We start from the raw sequence: 16511 nt of genomic DNA, 5'->3' as shown, positions 1-16511 counted from the left end.
CGACCGCACAGAATCGACGATTCCTCATGACTTCTGCGCTGCAGAACCCGGCTGTGCCCGATCCGGCTCCCCGCGAACCGGAGCCTGCCCTCGCGAGCCCGGCGAGTCTGCTCACGGCGGCCCAGCGCTGTCCGCGTCCGGCGACCATGGTGGGCAACACGCCCGTGCTCTGGATCACCGAACCGCTCGACGGCACAACGAAACCGGACGGCCGCGGCTTCTGGGCCAAACTCGAGGGCGCCAATCCGGGCGGCATGAAGGACCGGCCCGCGCTGCACATGGTCGAGCGCGCCATCGCGCGCGGTGCGCTCGCACCTGGCGCTCCGATCATCGAATCCACCAGCGGCACGCTCGGTCTGGGCCTGGCGCTGGCGGGAATGGCGTATCGCCACCCGGTCACGCTGGTCACCGACCCCGACTTGGAACCGCTCATGCGCCGCATGCTCGCGGCCTACGGCGCGCGGGTGGAACTGGTCACCGAGCCGCACCCCACCGGCGGCTGGCAGCAGGCGCGGCGCGACCGCGTCGCCGAACTGCTGGCGCGCGATCCGCGGGCTTGGTGCCCGGACCAGTACCGCAACCCCGACAACCAGGACGCCTACGAGACCCTGGCGCTCGAGTTGGTCGCCCAGCTGGGCAGGATCGACGTCCTGGTCTGCTCGGTCGGCACCGGCGGCCATTCCGCGGGCATCACGCGCACGCTGCGCCGGTACTTTCCGCACCTGCGTCTGGTCGGCGTCGACACCGTGGCGTCCACGATCTTCGGACAGCCCGCGGGGCCACGGCTGATGCGCGGGCTGGGTTCGAGTATCCATCCGGACAACGTCGACTATTCGGCGTTCGACGAGGTGCACTGGGTCGCGCCCGCGGAGGCGGTCTGGGCGTGCCGTCGACTCGCCGCGACACATCACGCCAGCGGCGGCTGGAGCGTCGGCGCGGTCGCCCTGGTCGCGGGCTGGCTCGCCCGCACCGGCGATCCGGCCACGCGGATCGCCGCGGTCTTTCCCGACGGACCGCTGCGCTACTTCGACACTGTGTACAACGACGACTACTGCCGCGAGCACGGCTTGCTCTACATCGCACCACCCACCGCACCGCTACGCATCGCGCATCCGGCCGACGCCGTCGCGCTCTCGTGGACCCGGTGCACGACGGTCGTCGATCCCCGTGACGCCAGGAAGGAGCGGACGCGATGACCGACCTGATCGCCACCTTCCGCAGCTTCAACCGCCCCAGCCGCATGCTGATGGTCAATCAGTTCGCCATCAACACCGGCTTCTACATGCTGATGCCCTACCTGGCCGGTTACCTGGCCGGTCCGCTCGGGCTGGCCGCGTGGGCGGTCGGGCTCGTCCTCGGTATCCGCAACTTCTCCCAGCAGGGCATGTTCCTCGTCGGCGGCACGCTGGCCGATCGACTCGGCTACAAGCCGCTCATCGTGACCGGATGCCTGCTGCGCACCGGCGGTTTCGCGCTGCTCGCGGTCGCGGACACGCTGCCCGCGCTGCTGGTGGCCTCGGCCGCGACCGGCTTCGCGGGCGCGTTGTTCAACCCGGCGGTCCGCGCGTATCTGGCGGTCGACTCGGGCGAGCGCCGGGTGGAGGCGTTCGCCGTGTTCAACGTCTTCTACCAGGCGGGCATACTGTTCGGCCCGATCGCCGGGCTCGCGCTGATGGCCGTCGACTTCCGCGCGACCGCCACGGGCGCCGCGGTGGTGTTCGGCGTGCTGACGCTGGCCCAGTTACGCGCGCTGCCGCAGCACCGCGCCGAGCCGAAAACCACTTCGGTGCTGGACGATTGGCGTGTGGTGCTGGCCAACCGCCCGTTCCTGCTGTTCGCCGCGGCGATGATCAGTTCCTCGGTCCTGGCCTTCCAGGTCTACCTGGCGTTGCCGGTGCACGCCGCACGGATCGCGGGCGACTCGGCCACCGTGCTGATGACGGCGGTGTTCGTGCTGTCCGGGTTGATCGCGATCGCCGGGCAACTGCGCATCACCCGCTGGTTCGGGCAGCGGTGGGGCCGCGCGCACAGCCTGGCATTCGGCATGGCGATACTCGCGTCGGCGTTCGTGCCGCTGATGGCGATCCCTGGCACCGGCTTCGGTGTGTGGCCCGCGATCGGCGCACTGCTGCTGACCGCGGTCGCGCTGGGAATCGGTGCGGCAGCGGTCTTTCCGTTCGAAATGGACACCGTGGTCGCGTTGTCGGGCAACCGCCTGGTGGCGACGCACTACGGCCTCTACAACACCATCGTCGGTATCGGCATCCTGCTCGGGAATCTGGGCATCGGAACGCTGCTGGACCGCACGCGCGAGGCCGGGATGAGCGCACTGGCGTGGGCCGCGCTCGTCGCCGTGGGAGCAGCCGCGGCGGCGGGGCTGTTGGCGCTCGCCCGCTCCGGACGGCTCGACGCACCGCTACCGGTTGGGTGATCGATCGGACCGTCCTGGATGTGCGCCTCCGGGACGGTCCGCCTCAGGCCGGTCCGCTCGACTGCGCCGAATACAGGCTGACCTCGCCACCCTCACTGAGAAAAGCGTTGACCAGCATGGTGCGGGTGGTGCGCAGCTCCTCCTCGTCCGGCGCGGCGGTGGTGATCGAGATCTGCGGGATGACCGCCCAGTTGACCACGTAGCGCTCCGGCGGGCCGTCGTCGTCGGACAGCCGGGCGAGACGGAAGACCGACACGGTCTTGCGGACGATCAGATCACGCACGACCTCCGCGATTCGCTCAGGGTCTTCCAGCGCGAACATGAAGCCGAATGTCAGCTCCGGCGATGACACGTAGGCGGGCACGAATACCGAGGCTAGCCCATGCGGCGGCGGCGCGCAGCGCACGCACCGAATCGGTTGCTGCTCATACGCTCGACAATTTCGAGAACGCACCGCCGAGCGCCGGTCCGGGTGACCGATCCGTAACGGAATATAACGATTTCCCGGCAGCTTTCGGATTCACGGACCAGAGTATTGCGCGGCTTCGGTTACCGCGCTTTCCTGAAAGTGTCCTGATTTCTCGGACCGTCTTCTCCCGCATCGTCGCGGATTTCCCGGTTTCTCTGCCGTGCTGGTGGAACTCGGGATGGCATCCGGGTGCGGGACTGCGCCGGAGCCGAGGGGCGCCCCTCCCCGAAATCCCCCTCGGCCCTGGCGCATCCAGGATTCGTCGTGTCGCAGAGGTATGTCATGCCCACCGAATACGCTCAGCGCAGTTTCGGAGCCCAAGAGCTGCCGCCGCCCGCCGCACTGCTTCGCGCGATTCGCGAACCCGGCGAGAACCAGCACCGGCACAGCGTGCTGCACGCCGCGCGGAAGCTCGTCGACTGCCACGAGCGACGGCAGCGGACACTCGAGCGAGCACACGCCCCGGAGGCATCCAGCACCCGCGTCGCCGCCTGCACCCAGCAAGTGGAGGACATCGACGGCTGCCGCGCGGAATGGATCGGACGGATCGACGCATGGGTGGCGGAGAACGTGCAGCACCGAGAGGGCGCCTCGCTGCATACCGAGACACTCGGCGCGGTCATCGACCGAATCGCGGCCAAATGGGTTTCGGCCCGACACTCTTTGGACGACGAGATCACGACCGGGCCGCACCCGGGGCAGGCGGGCGGTGAGGCCCACCTGCAGTGGTCCAGGCTGGCCGAGCTGGTCGACGGCTATCAGGATCTGATCACCGACGTCATCGAGCATCGGCGCAGGCTGCCGGTCTGGTGATCAGCGCGGCTCGTCGACGCCCGGCTCGACGACCTCGGCGTCGAGGAACGCCTCCGTCGCGTCCGCCCGCGGTTTCGTGACCGTGACCTCGGTCTCGGTGTCGAGGTCACGATCGAGATCCCGCTGTGCCTCCGCGTCCCGGCGCGCCGCGGCCGCCGCCTCGTTCATCTCGATGGCGTCGGTGATCCACTCACCGATCTCCCTGGTGACCTCGGCGACCGTCCCCGTGATGATGTTGGCGATATTGCCGACGTGCCTGGCACCGGAAGACGTCAATTCCTGAATGAGATCCTTGTTGCTCTCGAATTTCCCGATCATTCACACGCCCGCTTCGCTCGCCTTTCGCTGACGCATCACGATAACACCGGGGGACGGTTCGCTCTCGACCCAGCGCGGCGGAAGTGCCAGCTTGAAAATTTTCTTCCACACCGAGCCGATCTGCTTACCGAGCGAGCCGGTGTTGTACGGCAAACCGTACTTTTCACACAATGCGCGGACCGTAGGCGCCATCTCCGGATAACGGCTCGCGGGCAGATCGGGAAACAGATGGTGTTCGATCTGATGCGACAAATTCCCGGACATGATGTGGAACAGCTTGCTGCCGGTGATGTTGGCCGAGCCGAGCATCTGCCGGATGTACCACTCGCCGCGGGTCTCGTCCGCGGTCTCCTCCTCGGTGAACGTCTGTACGCCGGCCGGGAAGTGACCGCAGAAGATGATGGCGAAGGCCCACACGTTGCGCACCAGGTTGGCGGTGACGTTACCCGCCAGCGTGTGGAAGAACAGCGGTCCGGTCAGCGCGGGGAACACCAGGTAGTCCTTGAGCACCTGCTTGCCCGCCTTGCGCCACTGACCGAGGATCAGGTTCTTGACCTCCGGCCACTTCTTCTTACCCGCCAGGATGTTCTCGACCTCGAGGTCGTGGCCCATCACACCCCACTCGAACAGCATCATGAGCACGAAGGCGTACAGCGGCTGGCCGAGCCGGAGCACGTTCCACTCCTGCGCCTCGTCCATGCGCAGGATGGAGTAGCCGATGTCGCGGTCCTTGTTGTGAATGTTGGTGTAGGTGTGGTGCAGGTAGTTGTGCGAGTGCTTCCACTGGTCGGCCGGGCAGACCGTGTCCCATTCGAACACGCGGGAATTCAGGCCGGGCTCGCGCATCCAGTCGTACTGGCCGTGCATGACGTTGTGGCCGATCTCCATGTTGTCCAGGATCTTCGACACACTCAGCGCCGCCACGGCGGCCAGCCAGAAGGGCGGAAGGAAGCCGAGATACATCAGGCCGCGCCCGGCGATCTCGAATCCCCGCTGCGCCTTGATGATCGAGTACAGGTATTCCCGGTCGCGCTCGCCGAGGTCGGCGACGATGGCCGCGCGCAGCTCGTCGAGTTCACGGCCGAGTTCCTCGATCTGGTCCGGGCTCAGGACCAGCGGTCCGTTCTCGGTTTCGGTCAGGATGGTCATGGTTGTCTCCCCTTCGTGAATCAGATGTCGATGTCGACGTCGCCGACCGGCGCGCTGATGCACAGCTGGATCGGCTGGTCGGGGTCGGTGTCGGTCTCGCCGGTGCGCAGATTGCGCGTGCAGCCGGAGCGGCGCACCGCTGTGCAGGAGAAGCAGATCCCCATGCGGCAGCCGTACTCGGGCGTGAGACCGGCGGATTCGGCTTGCTCGAGCAACGTGGCGCCGGTGTTGTCGGCGCTCACGCCGCTGGCCGAGAAACTGACGGTGCCGTGTGCGTCGGCGGCGTCCACCGGCGCGACCGACAGCGTGAACTCCTCGGAGTGCAGCCGGTCCTCGAGTTGCTCGGCCTGATAGATCGTGCGCACCGCGTCCATCAGCGACGGCGGACCGCAGACGAAGGTCTGCGCGTCGGCGAACCAAGGCGCGACGCGCTCCAGCTCGTCGTAGTCGAAGTACCCGCTGCCCTTCGGCCGGGCGAGATCCACCCACGGCGCACCGGAATCCGCCCGCGGCGCCAGATCCGGCATGCGATGCGGATAGCGCAGCTCGATGCGGAAGTTCGGATGCCGTGCAGCGATCGCGTCCAGTTCCGCTCGGTGCGGCAGCACAGCGGGCGACTTGGCGTAGTGCAGGAAGACGACCTCGCCCGAATGGTCCTCCGCGGCGAGCGTGCGCAGCATGGACAGCACCGGCGTGATGCCGCTGCCACCGCTGATCAGCAGGACGCGCCGCGGCCGCGACTCGGGCAGCCGGAACACGCCGTCGGCGGGCGCCAGGTCGACCACCATACCGGGGGCGGCGTGACGGTACAGGTACTGCGACACCAAACCGTCCGGATGCGCTTTCACGGTCAGCTCGATATGACGATCCCGACCGCCTTCCGGGTTCACCGGCGAGTAGCACCGCGTGTGCCGCACGCCATCGATCACCACGCCGATCTGGACGTACTGTCCGGCAACATGGCCCTGCCAGTGCCGGGTGGGGCGCAGCGTGAGCGTCACCGAGCCGGGCGCCGAGCGGCGCACGTGAGTGATCTCGGCCCGCATGTCCCGCACCGTGAGGGTGGGGCGGACCAGCTCGAGGTACCGATCCAGCGGGTGCGGCGAGGTCAGGGTCTGCACCAAGTTGATGAGATCCACCATTTGTTCTCCGTACCTCTTGTCGGACTGACGACGTGCGGCTGGAATTTCAGTGCACGTCTGTACACTCAACTAGTGTGACCGATGACCGGGGCTAGGTGTCAACCGGCGAAACATGTGACTCGAACTACATCTGGGGATAGGTCGAATGGTGAACGGATGTATGCTCACCGAGATGAGTGAGCAGGCGGCTACCCGAGGCGAACGCAAGGAGCGAACCAGGCAGGCGCTCCTGGACGGCACGCTCGCGCTGGCCGCCGAACGCGGATTCGCCGCGCTCAGCCTGCGGGAGATCGCCCGCTCGGCCGGCATCGTGCCGACGGCGTTCTACCGGCACTTCGCGTCGCTGGAGGACCTCGGCGCGACGCTGGTCGACGACGGCGTCACCGCGCTGCGGCTGGCGCTGCGCGAAGTCCGCCGCAATGCCGACGCGGGCCTGTCGGACACGGTGCGCTTCGTGTTCGCGCAAGTGGGCCCCAAACGTGAGCTGTTCGGCTTCCTCACCAGGGAGCGCCACGGCGGGTCCGCCGCCTTGCGCACGGCCATCGCCCGGGAGATCCAACTGATCGTCCGAGAGCTCGTCGCCGACCTCTCCCGCATCCGGGCCCTGGACTCCTGGACGCCACGAGACCTGGAGATCGCCGCCGACCTGATGGTCAGCACGGTGACCGACGGGATCGCCGCCTACGTGTCGGCCGCGCCGCGCGACGAGCAGGCGATCATCGACCGCACCGTCCAGCAGATGCGTTTGATCGCACTCGGCATGGGCGGCTGGCGGCCACCGAAGCGGCGCTGATCCGCCGCCGAACTCACTCGGCGGGCCATGACTCCTCGACGCCGCCGCCCGCCGCGACCGAATCCGCCGAACTCACTCGGCGGGCCGGGGCTCCTCGACGCCGCCGCCCGCCGCGACCGAATCCGCCGAACTCACTCGGCGGGCCGGGGCTCCTCGACATCGCCGCGCGCCGTGACCGGATCCGGTGATCGCACCGGCAGTAGCACCGCGAGCCCGGCCGCGAGCACGACCAACAGGCCCGCGATCCCCGCCCGGTCCGAACCGAACAGCCAGACGAACAAGCCGAACAGGCTCGGGGCGAGGAAGGACACCGCGCGCCCGGTGGTCGTATACAAGCCGAAGAGCTGACCCTCCCGGCCCGGCGGCGCGAGGCGGGTCAGGAACGAGCGCGCCGCCGCCTGTGCCGGGCCGACGAAGACGGTGAGCAGCAAGCCGAAGATCCAGAACATCAGTGGGCCGGACACCACCAGCAGCGCCAGCCCGCACACCAGCATCGCGGCCAGGGACACCACGATGACGATCTTCGGCCCGGCCCGGTCGTCGAAGCGCCCCGCGACGATCGCACCCAGCGCCGCAACGACATTGGCCGCGATGCCGAACAGCAGCACATCCGAGTCGGCGATCCCGTAGACCCGCACGGCGAGCACAGCACCGAAGGTGAACACCCCGGCGAGGCCGTCCCGGAAGACGGCGCTGGCCACCAGGAAGCCGACCGTGCGCCGGTCGACGCGCCACAGCTCACGCAGGTCACGCCACAACACCCGGTACGAGCCGAGGAACCCCGCGCTCGCGGCGCCGGGATCGGCGTTCGTCCGTGGCAGTTCGGGGACCGCGAACAGCACCGGCAGCGCGAAGGCGGCGAACCAGACGGCGGCCAGCACGGCGACCAGCCGGATGTTGAGTCCCTGATCGGTGGGCACGCCGAGCAGCCCGCGGTTGTCTCCCTCGCCGGATATGAAGCCGAAATAGCAGATCAGCAGCAGCAGGATGCCGCCGAAATAACCCATCGCCCAACCGAATCCGGAGACCCGGCCGACGGTCTGCGGCGTGGAGACCTGCCGCAGCATCGCGTTGTACGGCACGCCCGCCAGTTCGAAGCAGGCCGACGCGAACGCCAGCAGCGCCAGGCCGAACCACAGGTCGTGGTAGTCGTCGTGCACGAAGAACATCAGCGTCATCGCCGCGACGGTCAGCGCGGTCAGCGCACCGAGCGAGCCCTTGCGTTTCGCGGACGCGTCGAAGCGCTGTCCGCTGACCGGCGCGGTCAACGCCACGATCAGGCCCGCGATGCCAAGCGCCCACCCCAGCCACGCGCTGGCGGAGACACCGCCGGGCAGATCGTCGCCGACCTTGTCGGTGAGATACACCGAGAAGACGAAGGTGAGGATCACGGCGTTGAATGCCGAAGATCCCCAATCCCACAGCCCCCACGCCACCACTTGCCCGCGCCCGGCGGCCTGCCCGACTGTCGCCTGGGCGTTCACCTCGGTCATGCCGCGCAGCTTAATGCGCGAGACGGTTTCGAGGCGGGCCGAAATCGGGTCCGGCCGCGACGACCACGAAGGATTCTTATGCACCTAGTTGCATAGTACCGAGTGTCACGGCTATCCTCACCGCATGGCACTCGAGCACGCGTTGCTGGTATCGCTGACCGAGCGCGCCGGCTCGGGGTACGAGCTGGCGCGCCGCTTCGACAAGTCCATCGGCTACTTCTGGAGCGCGACCCACCAGCAGATCTATCGCGTCCTCAAGCGCATGGAGGAGTCAGGCTGGGTCGACGGCGAGACGGTGATCCAGGAGGGCAGGCCGGACAAGAAGGTCTACTCGGTGAGCGAGACCGGACGCGCCGAACTCGCGCGCTGGATCGCCGAACCGAGCGATTCCGCCACTCCGCGCAACGAACTCGCCGTGAAGATCCGCGCCGCCGCGTACGGCGACATCACCGCGTTGCGCGCCGAGGTGGCCCGCCACCGCGACCAGCACGCCCAGCGGCTCGAGCTGTACCGGCACATCGAGAAACACGACTTCCCCGCTCCCGAGCGGCTCGCCGGGACAGCCCTGCACCAGTACCTCGTCCTGCGCGCGGGCATCCGCGTGGAGGCCGGATTCGTCGAATGGTGCGACGAAGTTCTGCAAGCACTACACCCGCGCGCGACAGCCCCGCACGCGGACGGAGAAAGGCGACCTGCCCCATGAGCTCCTTCCCCCATTTGTTCGAGCCGCTCGATCTCGGCTTCACCACCCTGCGCAATCGCGTGGTGATGGGTTCGATGCACACCGGGCTGGAGGACCGCGCCTGGGACACCAACAAACTGGCCGCCTACTTCGCCGAACGAGCACGCGGCGGCGCGGGCCTGATCATCACCGGCGGCTACGCGCCGAATCGCGCGGGCTGGCTGCTGCCTTTCGGCGCCAAGCTGACCAACAAAACCGAAGCGTACCGGCACCGCACGATCACCAAAGCGGTGCACGAGCACGGCGGCAAGATCGCCATCCAGATCCTGCACGCGGGTCGCTACTCCTACATGCCGGGCAGTGTGTCGGCGTCGTCCATCAAGGCGCCCATCAACCCGTTCCGGCCGCGCGCGCTGTCGGCCAAAGGCATCGAGCGCACCATCGACGACTACGCCCGCTGCGCGAAGCTGGCCCAGTTCGCGGGCTACGACGGCTGCGAGATCATGGGCGGTGAAGGATATTTCATCAACCAGTTCCTCGCGCCGCGCACCAACAAGCGCACGGACGCGTGGGGCGGCTCCCCGGAGAACCGGCGCCGGATCGCGGTGGAGATCGTGCGCCGCACCCGCGCCGCGGTCGGTCCGGACTTCATCATCGTGTTCCGGCTGTCCATGGCCGAGCTGGTGGAGAAGGGACAGAGCTTCGACGAGATTGTCGCGCTGGCCGTGGAACTCGAAGCCGCCGGGGTGAACGTCCTCAACACCGACATCGGCTGGCACGAAGCGCGGGTGCCCACCATCGTCACCTCGGTACCCCGCGCCGCCTTCGTCGAATTCACCGCGAAGATCACCGCGCGGGTGACCATCCCGGTGTGCGCGTCGAACCGGATCAACATGCCCGAGGTGGCCGAGGAGATCTTGACCCGCGGTGACGCGCAGCTGATTTCGCTGGCCCGTCCCTTCCTCACCGATCCGGAGTGGGTTAACAAGGCCGCCCAGGATCGCGTCGACGAGATCAACACCTGCATCGCGTGCAACCAGGCGTGCCTCGATCACGCCTTCCAGCACAAGACCGTGTCCTGCCTGCTCAATCCGCGCGCCGGGCACGAGACCGAGCTGAAGCTGCTGCCGACCCGCCGCAGCAAGCGCGTCGCCGTGGTCGGCGCGGGCCCGGCCGGGCTCTCGGCGGCGGTGAGCCTCGCCGAACGCGGCCATCGCGTCGACCTGTTCGAGGCCGACGACAAGATCGGCGGCCAGTTCGACATCGCCCGCCGCATCCCGGGCAAGGAAGAATTCAGTGAGTCGATCCGGTACTACACCCGGATGCTCGAGCTCACCGGCGTCACGGTGCACCTGAACAAGCGGGTCGGCGCCGCCGAACTCATCGCGGGCGGCTACGACGAGGTCGTGCTCGCCACCGGTGTACAGCCGCGGATCCCGGACATCCCCGGTATCGACCACCCCATGGTGCTGTCCTATGCCGAGCTGGTGCGGGAGGAGAAGCCGGTCGGCAAGCGCGTCGCCGTGATCGGCGCGGGCGGCATCGGCTACGACGTCAGCGAATTCCTCACCGTGGAAGGGCATCCCGCTCTCAAGCTGGAGGAGTGGAAGGAGGAGTGGGGCGTCACCTCCGACGACGAGCAGGTCCCCGGACAGCTCGCCACGCCCAGGCCGGCTCCGGCGGCGCGCGAAGTCGTTCTGTTGCAACGCAAGACCACTCCGTTCGGGAAGGACCTGGGCAAGACCTCCGGGTGGGTGCATCGGGCCGCGCTGAAGGCCAAGGGCGTCGAGCAGATCGGCGGTGTGAACTATGAGCGCATCGACGACAACGGCCTGCACATCAGCTTCGGAGAGAAGCGACAACGGCCGCAATTGATCCCGGTCGACAACGTCATCGTCTGCGCGGGCCAGGAATCCGTGCGCGACCTGGAGGCCCCGCTGCGCGCCGCCGGGATGAGCCCGCACCTCATCGGCGGCGCAGAACTGGCCGCCGAGCTGGACGCCAAACGAGCCATCGACCAGGGCACCCGGCTGGCCGCACGGCTGTGAGCGGGCGGCGGCCGGGCCCGGACGCCCGGCCGCCGTCACCGCGGCACGGAACCGCGCCGGGGATCGTGCGGCGGACCACCGGGTCACGTCGCCTAGGCTGCATCGGGTGAGCCTGCCCTCCCCCACTTCCGAGAACCGCGCGGTCGTCACCGGCGCCTCCTCCGGCATCGGCACCGCGCTCGCCGCCGAACTCGCCGCCCGCGGCTACTCGCTGATCCTGGTCGCCCGCCGCGAGGAGCTGCTCACCGAGCTCGCGCAGCGACTGACCCTGGCCCACGGCATCACCGCCGAGGTGCGCGCGGTCGACCTGGCCGACCGCGAGCAGCGCGCTGTACTGGTGAAAGAACTGGCGACCCGCGAGATCGCCGTCTTGTGCAACAACGCGGGCATCGCGACCTTCGGCGCGATCGCCGAACTCGACCCGGCCTACGAGCGCGCGCAGATGGAACTCAACGCCGTCGCCGTGCACGACCTGACGCTGGCCGTGTTGCCCGGCATGCTCGCCCGCGGCAGCGGCGGCATCCTGATCAGCGGCTCGGCCGCGGGCAACATGCCGATCCCGAACAACGCCACCTACGCCGCGAGCAAGGCGTTCGCCAACACCTTCTCCGAATCGCTGCGCGGCGAGCTGAAAGGCTCCGGGGTGCACGTCACCCTGCTGGCGCCCGGCCCGGTCCGCACCGAGACCCCGGATCCCGCCGACGCCTCCATCGTCGACCGGATGGTGCCCGACTTCATGTGGGTCTCCTCGGAATCCACCGCGAAGATGTCCATCGACGCGCTCGCCCGCAACAAGATGCGCGTGGTCCCCGGCCTGATCAGCAAGGGAATGAGTGTGGCGGGACAGTACGGCCCGCGCGCGGTCACCGCTCCCATCGCCGGCGCGTTCTACAAGAAACTCGGCAGCTGAGCCAGCCGCGTCAGCGAGCTGTCAAGAAGCGACGCCCGGTGGTCAAGGATCCGCAAATGACCGGCCCACCGGCCCCGCACCCGGCGTAGTCCTGGCATCGGCCCCGCAATTCGAGAAAGCGGGGGCGACCCAGGAGAACATCGTGACGCTGCTCGACATCCTCCCGTCATTGCGGTCGGGATCACCTTCGCGCCTGGATGCCGCGGTCTGGCCGCGGGACACGCACTACGACGGCGACGGCGGGATCACCCTCGGCGGCGTCGCCCTCGCCGACGTCGCCGATCAGTACGGGACGCCCACCTACGTCCTGGACGAGCAGGAGGTACGGTCCCGCTGCCGGGCCTATCGCAAAGCTTTTCCCGAGGCCGAGATCATCTACGCGGGCAAGGCCCTGATGATCCGGTCGGTGCTGGATTGGGTCACCCAAGAAGGCCTTTCGGTCGACGTGTGCTCGGCGGGCGAACTGGCCGTCGCGCTGGCGGCCGGTGTGGACCCCGCGCGCATCGTCCTGCACGGCAACGGAAAGTCGTTCGACGAACTGGCCACCGCCGTGCGCAGCGGGGTCGGCCGGATCGTGATCGACTCGCACACCGAGATCACGCTGCTGTCCGCCCTGGCCACGAAGCCACAGCAGGTGCTGCTGCGCCTGTCCCCCGGCATCGATGTCCACGGTCATCCCGCGGTGCGCACCGGTGTGCACGACCAGAAGTTCGGCTTCCCCCTCGGCAGCGATTCGGCCGCCGAGGCGATCGACCGTGTGCTGCGCCAACCGAACCTCACCCTGGTCGGCTTCCACTGCCATCTGGGCTCGCAGCTCTACAACCCGGATCACTACGGCGAGGCGGTACGGCGCTTGGTCGCCGCGATGGCGCAGGTGCGGCAAGACCACGGCGTCGTGCTGACCCAACTGGATCTCGGCGGCGGTCACGCGGTGGCCTATCGCGCCGGTGACGCCGAAATGAATCTCGCCGAACTCGCCGACATCCTCGAAGACGCCCTCGACGCCGCCTGCGCCCGCCACCACTTCCCACGCCCGGTCCTCGCGCTGGAACCCGGCCGCGCCGTCGTCGCCAGGGCCGGGGTGACGCTGTACCGAGTGCTCTCGATCAAGCACGTCGAAGGCGGGCACACCTACGTCACCGTGGATGGCGGGATGAGCGACAACCCGCGCGTCGCGCTCTACGGCGCGCGCTACGAGGTCGTGGTCGCCAGCCGCCACCCGTGCGGTCCGCAGATGACCGCGACGGTCGCCGGTCGCTTCTGCGAGGCGGGCGACATCCTCGCCGCCGACGTCCGGCTGCCTGCCGACCTGCGCCCCGGCGAGGTGCTCGCGATGCCGTGCACCGGCGCCTACCATCACAGCCTTGCCTCGTCCTACAACACTGTCGGTCGGCCGCCGGTCATCGCCGTTCGACACGGCCGCGCCCGCGAACTGATCCGCAGGGAGACGACGGCGGACCTGCTCGCCCGCGAGGTCGGATGACCGGCGCGCTCAGCGGCGCCGGGTGCCGAACAGGCTGCGGGTGATCTCGCGTCCCGCCGCGGTGGCGGCCGAGCGCAGGAAGCCGCGGACCGCGGGATTCCGCATGATCCGCTCGGCGGCGGACTCCTCTCCCACGCGGTTCACGTTACGGCCGGGGACGGGTGCCGGTTCCGGCTCCCGCGCCGCGTCGGCCACCTTGGCGGCCAGCAGTTCGTAGGCCGATTCCCGGTCGATGGTCCGGGCGTACTTCGAGGCCAGCGAGCTGGACAGCGCCCGCGACCGGATCGCGTCCACGCCGATGGTGTCCATCAGCGACCGGGGCGGCCGCATCCTGGTCCAGGCCACCGGCGTCGGCGCGCCCTGCTCGGAGAGCACCGTCACGATCGCCTCGCCGGTGCCGAGGGAGGTCAGCGCCTGCTCCAGGTCGTATACCCCGGTCCTGGGGTAGGTGCGGACGGTCTTGGCCAACGCCTTCTGGTCGTCCGGGGTGAACGCGCGCAGCGCGTGCTGGATGCGCGCGCCGAGCTGGGACAACACCGGATTCGGGATATCGGTGGGCAGCTGTGTGCAGAAGAACACGCCCACTCCCTTGGACCTGATGAGTTTGACGGTCTGCTCCACCTGATCCGAGAACGCCTTCGAGGCGTCGGAGAACAGGAGGTGCGCCTCGTCGAAGATGAAGACCAGCTCGGGCCGCTCCACGTCGCCGACCTCCGGCAGGGTCTGGAACAGGTCGGCCAGCACCCACATCAGGAATGTGGAGAACATCACCGGCCGCGCCGCCTCGGCACCCAGCTCGAAGAGTGTGATCACCCCTTTTCCGTCCACCACCCGCACCAGGTCGGCCGGGTCGAGTTCCGGCTCGCCGAAGAACGTGTCGCCGCCGTCGGCCTCCAGATTCGCCAAGGCGCGCAGGATCACGCCCGCGGTGGCCGCGGAGACACCGCCGATGCCTTTCAGGTCATCCTTTCCCTCGGAGCTGGTCAGATGAGTGATCACGGCGCGCAGGTCCTTCAGGTCCAGCAGCGCGAGGCCGTTGCGGTCGGCCCAGTGGAAGATCAGGCCGAGGGTGGATTCCTGCGTCTCGTTCAGCCCGAGCACCTTGCTCAGCAGAACCGGGCCGAACGAACTGATCGTGGCGCGGATCGGAAGCCCTGCCCCGGTGGTGCCCAGCGACACGAACTCGGTGGGGAAGCCGGTCGCCGCCCAGTCCGCGGCGCCGGTCTCCGCGATCCGCGTGGCGAGTCTTTCGCTCGATCGGCCCGGCTCGGCCAAACCCGACAGGTCGCCTTTGATATCGGCCAGCACCACCGGAACCCCGGCGCTCGACAGTTGCTCCGCGATGCCTTGGAGGGTCTTCGTCTTCCCCGTGCCGGTCGCCCCCGCGACCAGACCGTGCCGGTTCATCATCCGCATCGGGATACGGACGCGCGCGCCGGAATCCACCCTCCCGTCGACCACCACGGCGCCCAGGTCCAGCGCAGCGCCCTCGAACGCGTAGCCCGCGGCGATCTCTTGTGCGGCGGTCGAGCCCGGGGACGGTTCGTCTCTTCCTTCGGCAGCGCCGGCTCCACCCGCCGTCCGCTCGGCCAGTTCACGTTCCGCGGCCTCCGCGGCGGCGGACGCCTCCGCCGCGATCCGCGCCGCCTCGTCGGCCGCTTTGCGCGCCGCGGCCGCCTTCTCCTGCGGGGTGGTCATCGCACGTCTCCGTCCTGGCTCGACCGGGCTGCTCCACACAATGTTTGCTGCCGCACCGAAAACGCCGGGTGACGATCTGGAAGAAACTGTATCGCCACCGGTGGGATTCCTGTCCGCATCGGCGGCTTCGGGGTTGCCGAGCCGTATCGCGGGCACCGGACCTTCGCCCGGCTAATGTTGCACGAGTGTCCGACAAATACATGGTGTGGATGGATTGCGAGATGACCGGCTTGCGCTTGGACAGCGACAAGCTGATCGAGGTGGCCGCACTCGTGACCGACAGCGATCTCAACATCCTCGGCGAGGGCGTGGACATCGTCATCCACGCCGACGACGACGCGCTGGCCGCGATGCCTGCCGTGGTCGCCGAGATGCACGCGCGCTCCGGGCTGACCGACGAGGTCCGCCGCTCCACCGTCACCCTCGAAGAGGCCGAGCAGCGCGTGCTCGACTACATCCGCCAGTACATCCCTACCCCGCGCACCGTGCCGCTGGCCGGCAACTCGATCGCCACCGACCGCGGTTTCATCGCCAGGGACATGCCGCTGCTGGATGCCCACCTGCACTACCGGATGGTCGACGTGAGCTCGATCAAGGAGCTGTGCCGCCGCTGGTACCCGCGCATCTACTTCGGCCAGCCGGAGAAGGGCCTGAGCCATCGCGCACTGGCCGACATCCAGGAGTCCATCCGGGAACTGGAGTACTACCGGCGGACCGCGTTCGTCGCGCCGCCCGGTCCCTCCACCACCGAAATCGCCGCCGTCGCCGCCGAGATCTCCGAAACCGCCGAACAGCGGACCGAATCGGCGCAGGTCAACGGCTCGCCAGATAACGATTAGGGAGTGGGCGGGTAGACACGCTAATATCTAGCCCGCTGGTTCTTCACCGGCGATGGTGAGCGTAGTTCAGTTGGTAGAGCACCAGGTTGTGATCCTGGCTGTCGCGGGTTCGAGTCCCGTCGCTCACCCCAGGTGTCGCGGTGGGGGGGGGGGGGGGGGGGGGGGGGGGGGGGGGGGGGCCCGCGGCGCGGGGGGGCTGGAGGTAAGAACGACAAAGGAGGGCGAGCCGGGCTAAACTAAGAA

15 protein-coding genes and 1 tRNA gene are annotated in these 16511 nt (G+C 68.6%); 10 read left to right on the top strand and 6 right to left on the bottom strand.

The window, feature by feature from the left end:
* Window positions 1-26 precede the first annotated feature (26 nt).
* A complete protein-coding gene (locus ACIA5H_RS20925; protein WP_397077110.1) occupies window positions 27-1196 on the top strand; it encodes a PLP-dependent cysteine synthase family protein in 1170 nt (389 codons plus the stop codon).
* Window positions 1193-2431: an MFS transporter gene (locus ACIA5H_RS20920; RefSeq protein WP_397077109.1), complete on the top strand. Its 1239-nt coding sequence runs from the start codon at window positions 1193-1195 to the stop codon at window positions 2429-2431. Before ACIA5H_RS20925 ends, ACIA5H_RS20920 begins: the two co-directional genes overlap by 4 nt.
* A gap of 43 nt (window positions 2432-2474) precedes the next feature.
* On the opposite strand, the gene ACIA5H_RS20915 is transcribed toward ACIA5H_RS20920, so the two are convergent.
* Complete coding sequence (locus ACIA5H_RS20915) at window positions 2475-2795, bottom strand: hypothetical protein (RefSeq protein ID WP_355075883.1); 321 nt, start codon at window positions 2793-2795, stop codon at window positions 2475-2477.
* A gap of 369 nt (window positions 2796-3164) precedes the next feature.
* On the opposite strand from ACIA5H_RS20915, the gene ACIA5H_RS20910 reads away from it, so the two are divergent.
* On the top strand, window positions 3165-3713 hold the full coding sequence (locus ACIA5H_RS20910) for a DUF4254 domain-containing protein (protein WP_397077108.1): 549 nt from the start codon (window positions 3165-3167) through the stop codon (window positions 3711-3713).
* Here ACIA5H_RS20910 and ACIA5H_RS20905 read toward each other — a convergent pair whose 3' ends face one another.
* Genes ACIA5H_RS20905 through ACIA5H_RS20895 form a run of 3 tightly spaced genes read right to left on the bottom strand, consistent with a single transcriptional unit; the run spans window position 3714 to window position 6322 of the window.
* Window positions 3714-4031, bottom strand: coding sequence for a hypothetical protein (locus tag ACIA5H_RS20905; RefSeq protein ID WP_379254247.1), 318 nt, complete (start codon window positions 4029-4031; stop codon window positions 3714-3716).
* Entirely contained in the window at window positions 4032-5180 is a 1149-nt protein-coding gene (locus ACIA5H_RS20900) for a fatty acid desaturase family protein (RefSeq protein WP_397077107.1), read from the bottom strand.
* Between the two features lie 20 nt (window positions 5181-5200).
* On the bottom strand, window positions 5201-6322 hold the full coding sequence (locus ACIA5H_RS20895) for a ferredoxin reductase (RefSeq protein ID WP_379254244.1): 1122 nt from the start codon (window positions 6320-6322) through the stop codon (window positions 5201-5203).
* Window positions 6323-6494: 172 nt separating this feature from the next.
* On the opposite strand from ACIA5H_RS20895, the gene ACIA5H_RS20890 reads away from it, so the two are divergent.
* Window positions 6495-7115, top strand: a complete 621-nt coding sequence (locus ACIA5H_RS20890; RefSeq protein ID WP_355075873.1) for a TetR family transcriptional regulator — start codon at window positions 6495-6497, stop codon at window positions 7113-7115.
* Window positions 7116-7246: 131 nt separating this feature from the next.
* On the opposite strand, the gene ACIA5H_RS20885 is transcribed toward ACIA5H_RS20890, so the two are convergent.
* Window positions 7247-8608, bottom strand: coding sequence for an MFS transporter (locus ACIA5H_RS20885; protein ID WP_379254243.1), 1362 nt, complete (start codon window positions 8606-8608; stop codon window positions 7247-7249).
* A 124-nt stretch (window positions 8609-8732) separates the two neighbouring features.
* On the opposite strand from ACIA5H_RS20885, the gene ACIA5H_RS20880 reads away from it, so the two are divergent.
* The 4 genes from ACIA5H_RS20880 to lysA all read left to right on the top strand — a co-directional run bounded on the left by ACIA5H_RS20880 (window position 8733) and on the right by lysA (window position 13731).
* Window positions 8733-9311, top strand: coding sequence for a PadR family transcriptional regulator (locus tag ACIA5H_RS20880; protein WP_355075869.1), 579 nt, complete (start codon window positions 8733-8735; stop codon window positions 9309-9311).
* Window positions 9308-11338 carry an FAD-dependent oxidoreductase gene (locus ACIA5H_RS20875; RefSeq protein WP_397077106.1) on the top strand — a complete coding sequence of 677 codons (2031 nt, stop codon included), beginning with the start codon at window positions 9308-9310 and terminating at the stop codon, window positions 11336-11338. Before ACIA5H_RS20880 ends, ACIA5H_RS20875 begins: the two co-directional genes overlap by 4 nt.
* A gap of 106 nt (window positions 11339-11444) precedes the next feature.
* On the top strand, window positions 11445-12248 hold the full coding sequence (gene cmrA / locus ACIA5H_RS20870) for a mycolate reductase (RefSeq protein ID WP_379254238.1): 804 nt from the start codon (window positions 11445-11447) through the stop codon (window positions 12246-12248).
* Window positions 12249-12390: 142 nt separating this feature from the next.
* Window positions 12391-13731 (top strand): diaminopimelate decarboxylase, encoded by a 1341-nt coding sequence (gene lysA / locus ACIA5H_RS20865; protein ID WP_397077105.1) that lies wholly within the window; start codon window positions 12391-12393, stop codon window positions 13729-13731.
* Window positions 13732-13740: 9 nt separating this feature from the next.
* Here the strand turns inward: lysA and ACIA5H_RS20860 are convergent, their stop codons facing one another.
* On the bottom strand, window positions 13741-15429 hold the full coding sequence (locus ACIA5H_RS20860) for a helicase HerA-like domain-containing protein (RefSeq protein WP_397077104.1): 1689 nt from the start codon (window positions 15427-15429) through the stop codon (window positions 13741-13743).
* A 200-nt stretch (window positions 15430-15629) separates the two neighbouring features.
* Here ACIA5H_RS20860 and orn point away from each other — a divergent pair, with 200 nt between their 5' ends.
* Both orn and ACIA5H_RS20850 read left to right on the top strand, forming a co-directional pair.
* Window positions 15630-16268 carry an oligoribonuclease gene (orn, locus tag ACIA5H_RS20855; protein ID WP_379254320.1) on the top strand — a complete coding sequence of 213 codons (639 nt, stop codon included), beginning with the start codon at window positions 15630-15632 and terminating at the stop codon, window positions 16266-16268.
* 55 nt (window positions 16269-16323) lie between these two features.
* Window positions 16324-16399 (top strand) — tRNA-His (locus tag ACIA5H_RS20850).
* Window positions 16400-16511: the final 112 nt, after the last annotated feature.

The sequence above is a fragment of the Nocardia sp. NPDC051900 genome, assembly GCF_044452545.1.
In the GTDB taxonomy this organism is placed as follows: Bacteria; Actinomycetota; Actinomycetes; order Mycobacteriales; family Mycobacteriaceae; genus Nocardia; species Nocardia sichangensis.
Note: the sequence above shows the minus strand (reverse complement) of the source record. Positions and strands in the feature narration are given on the sequence as shown.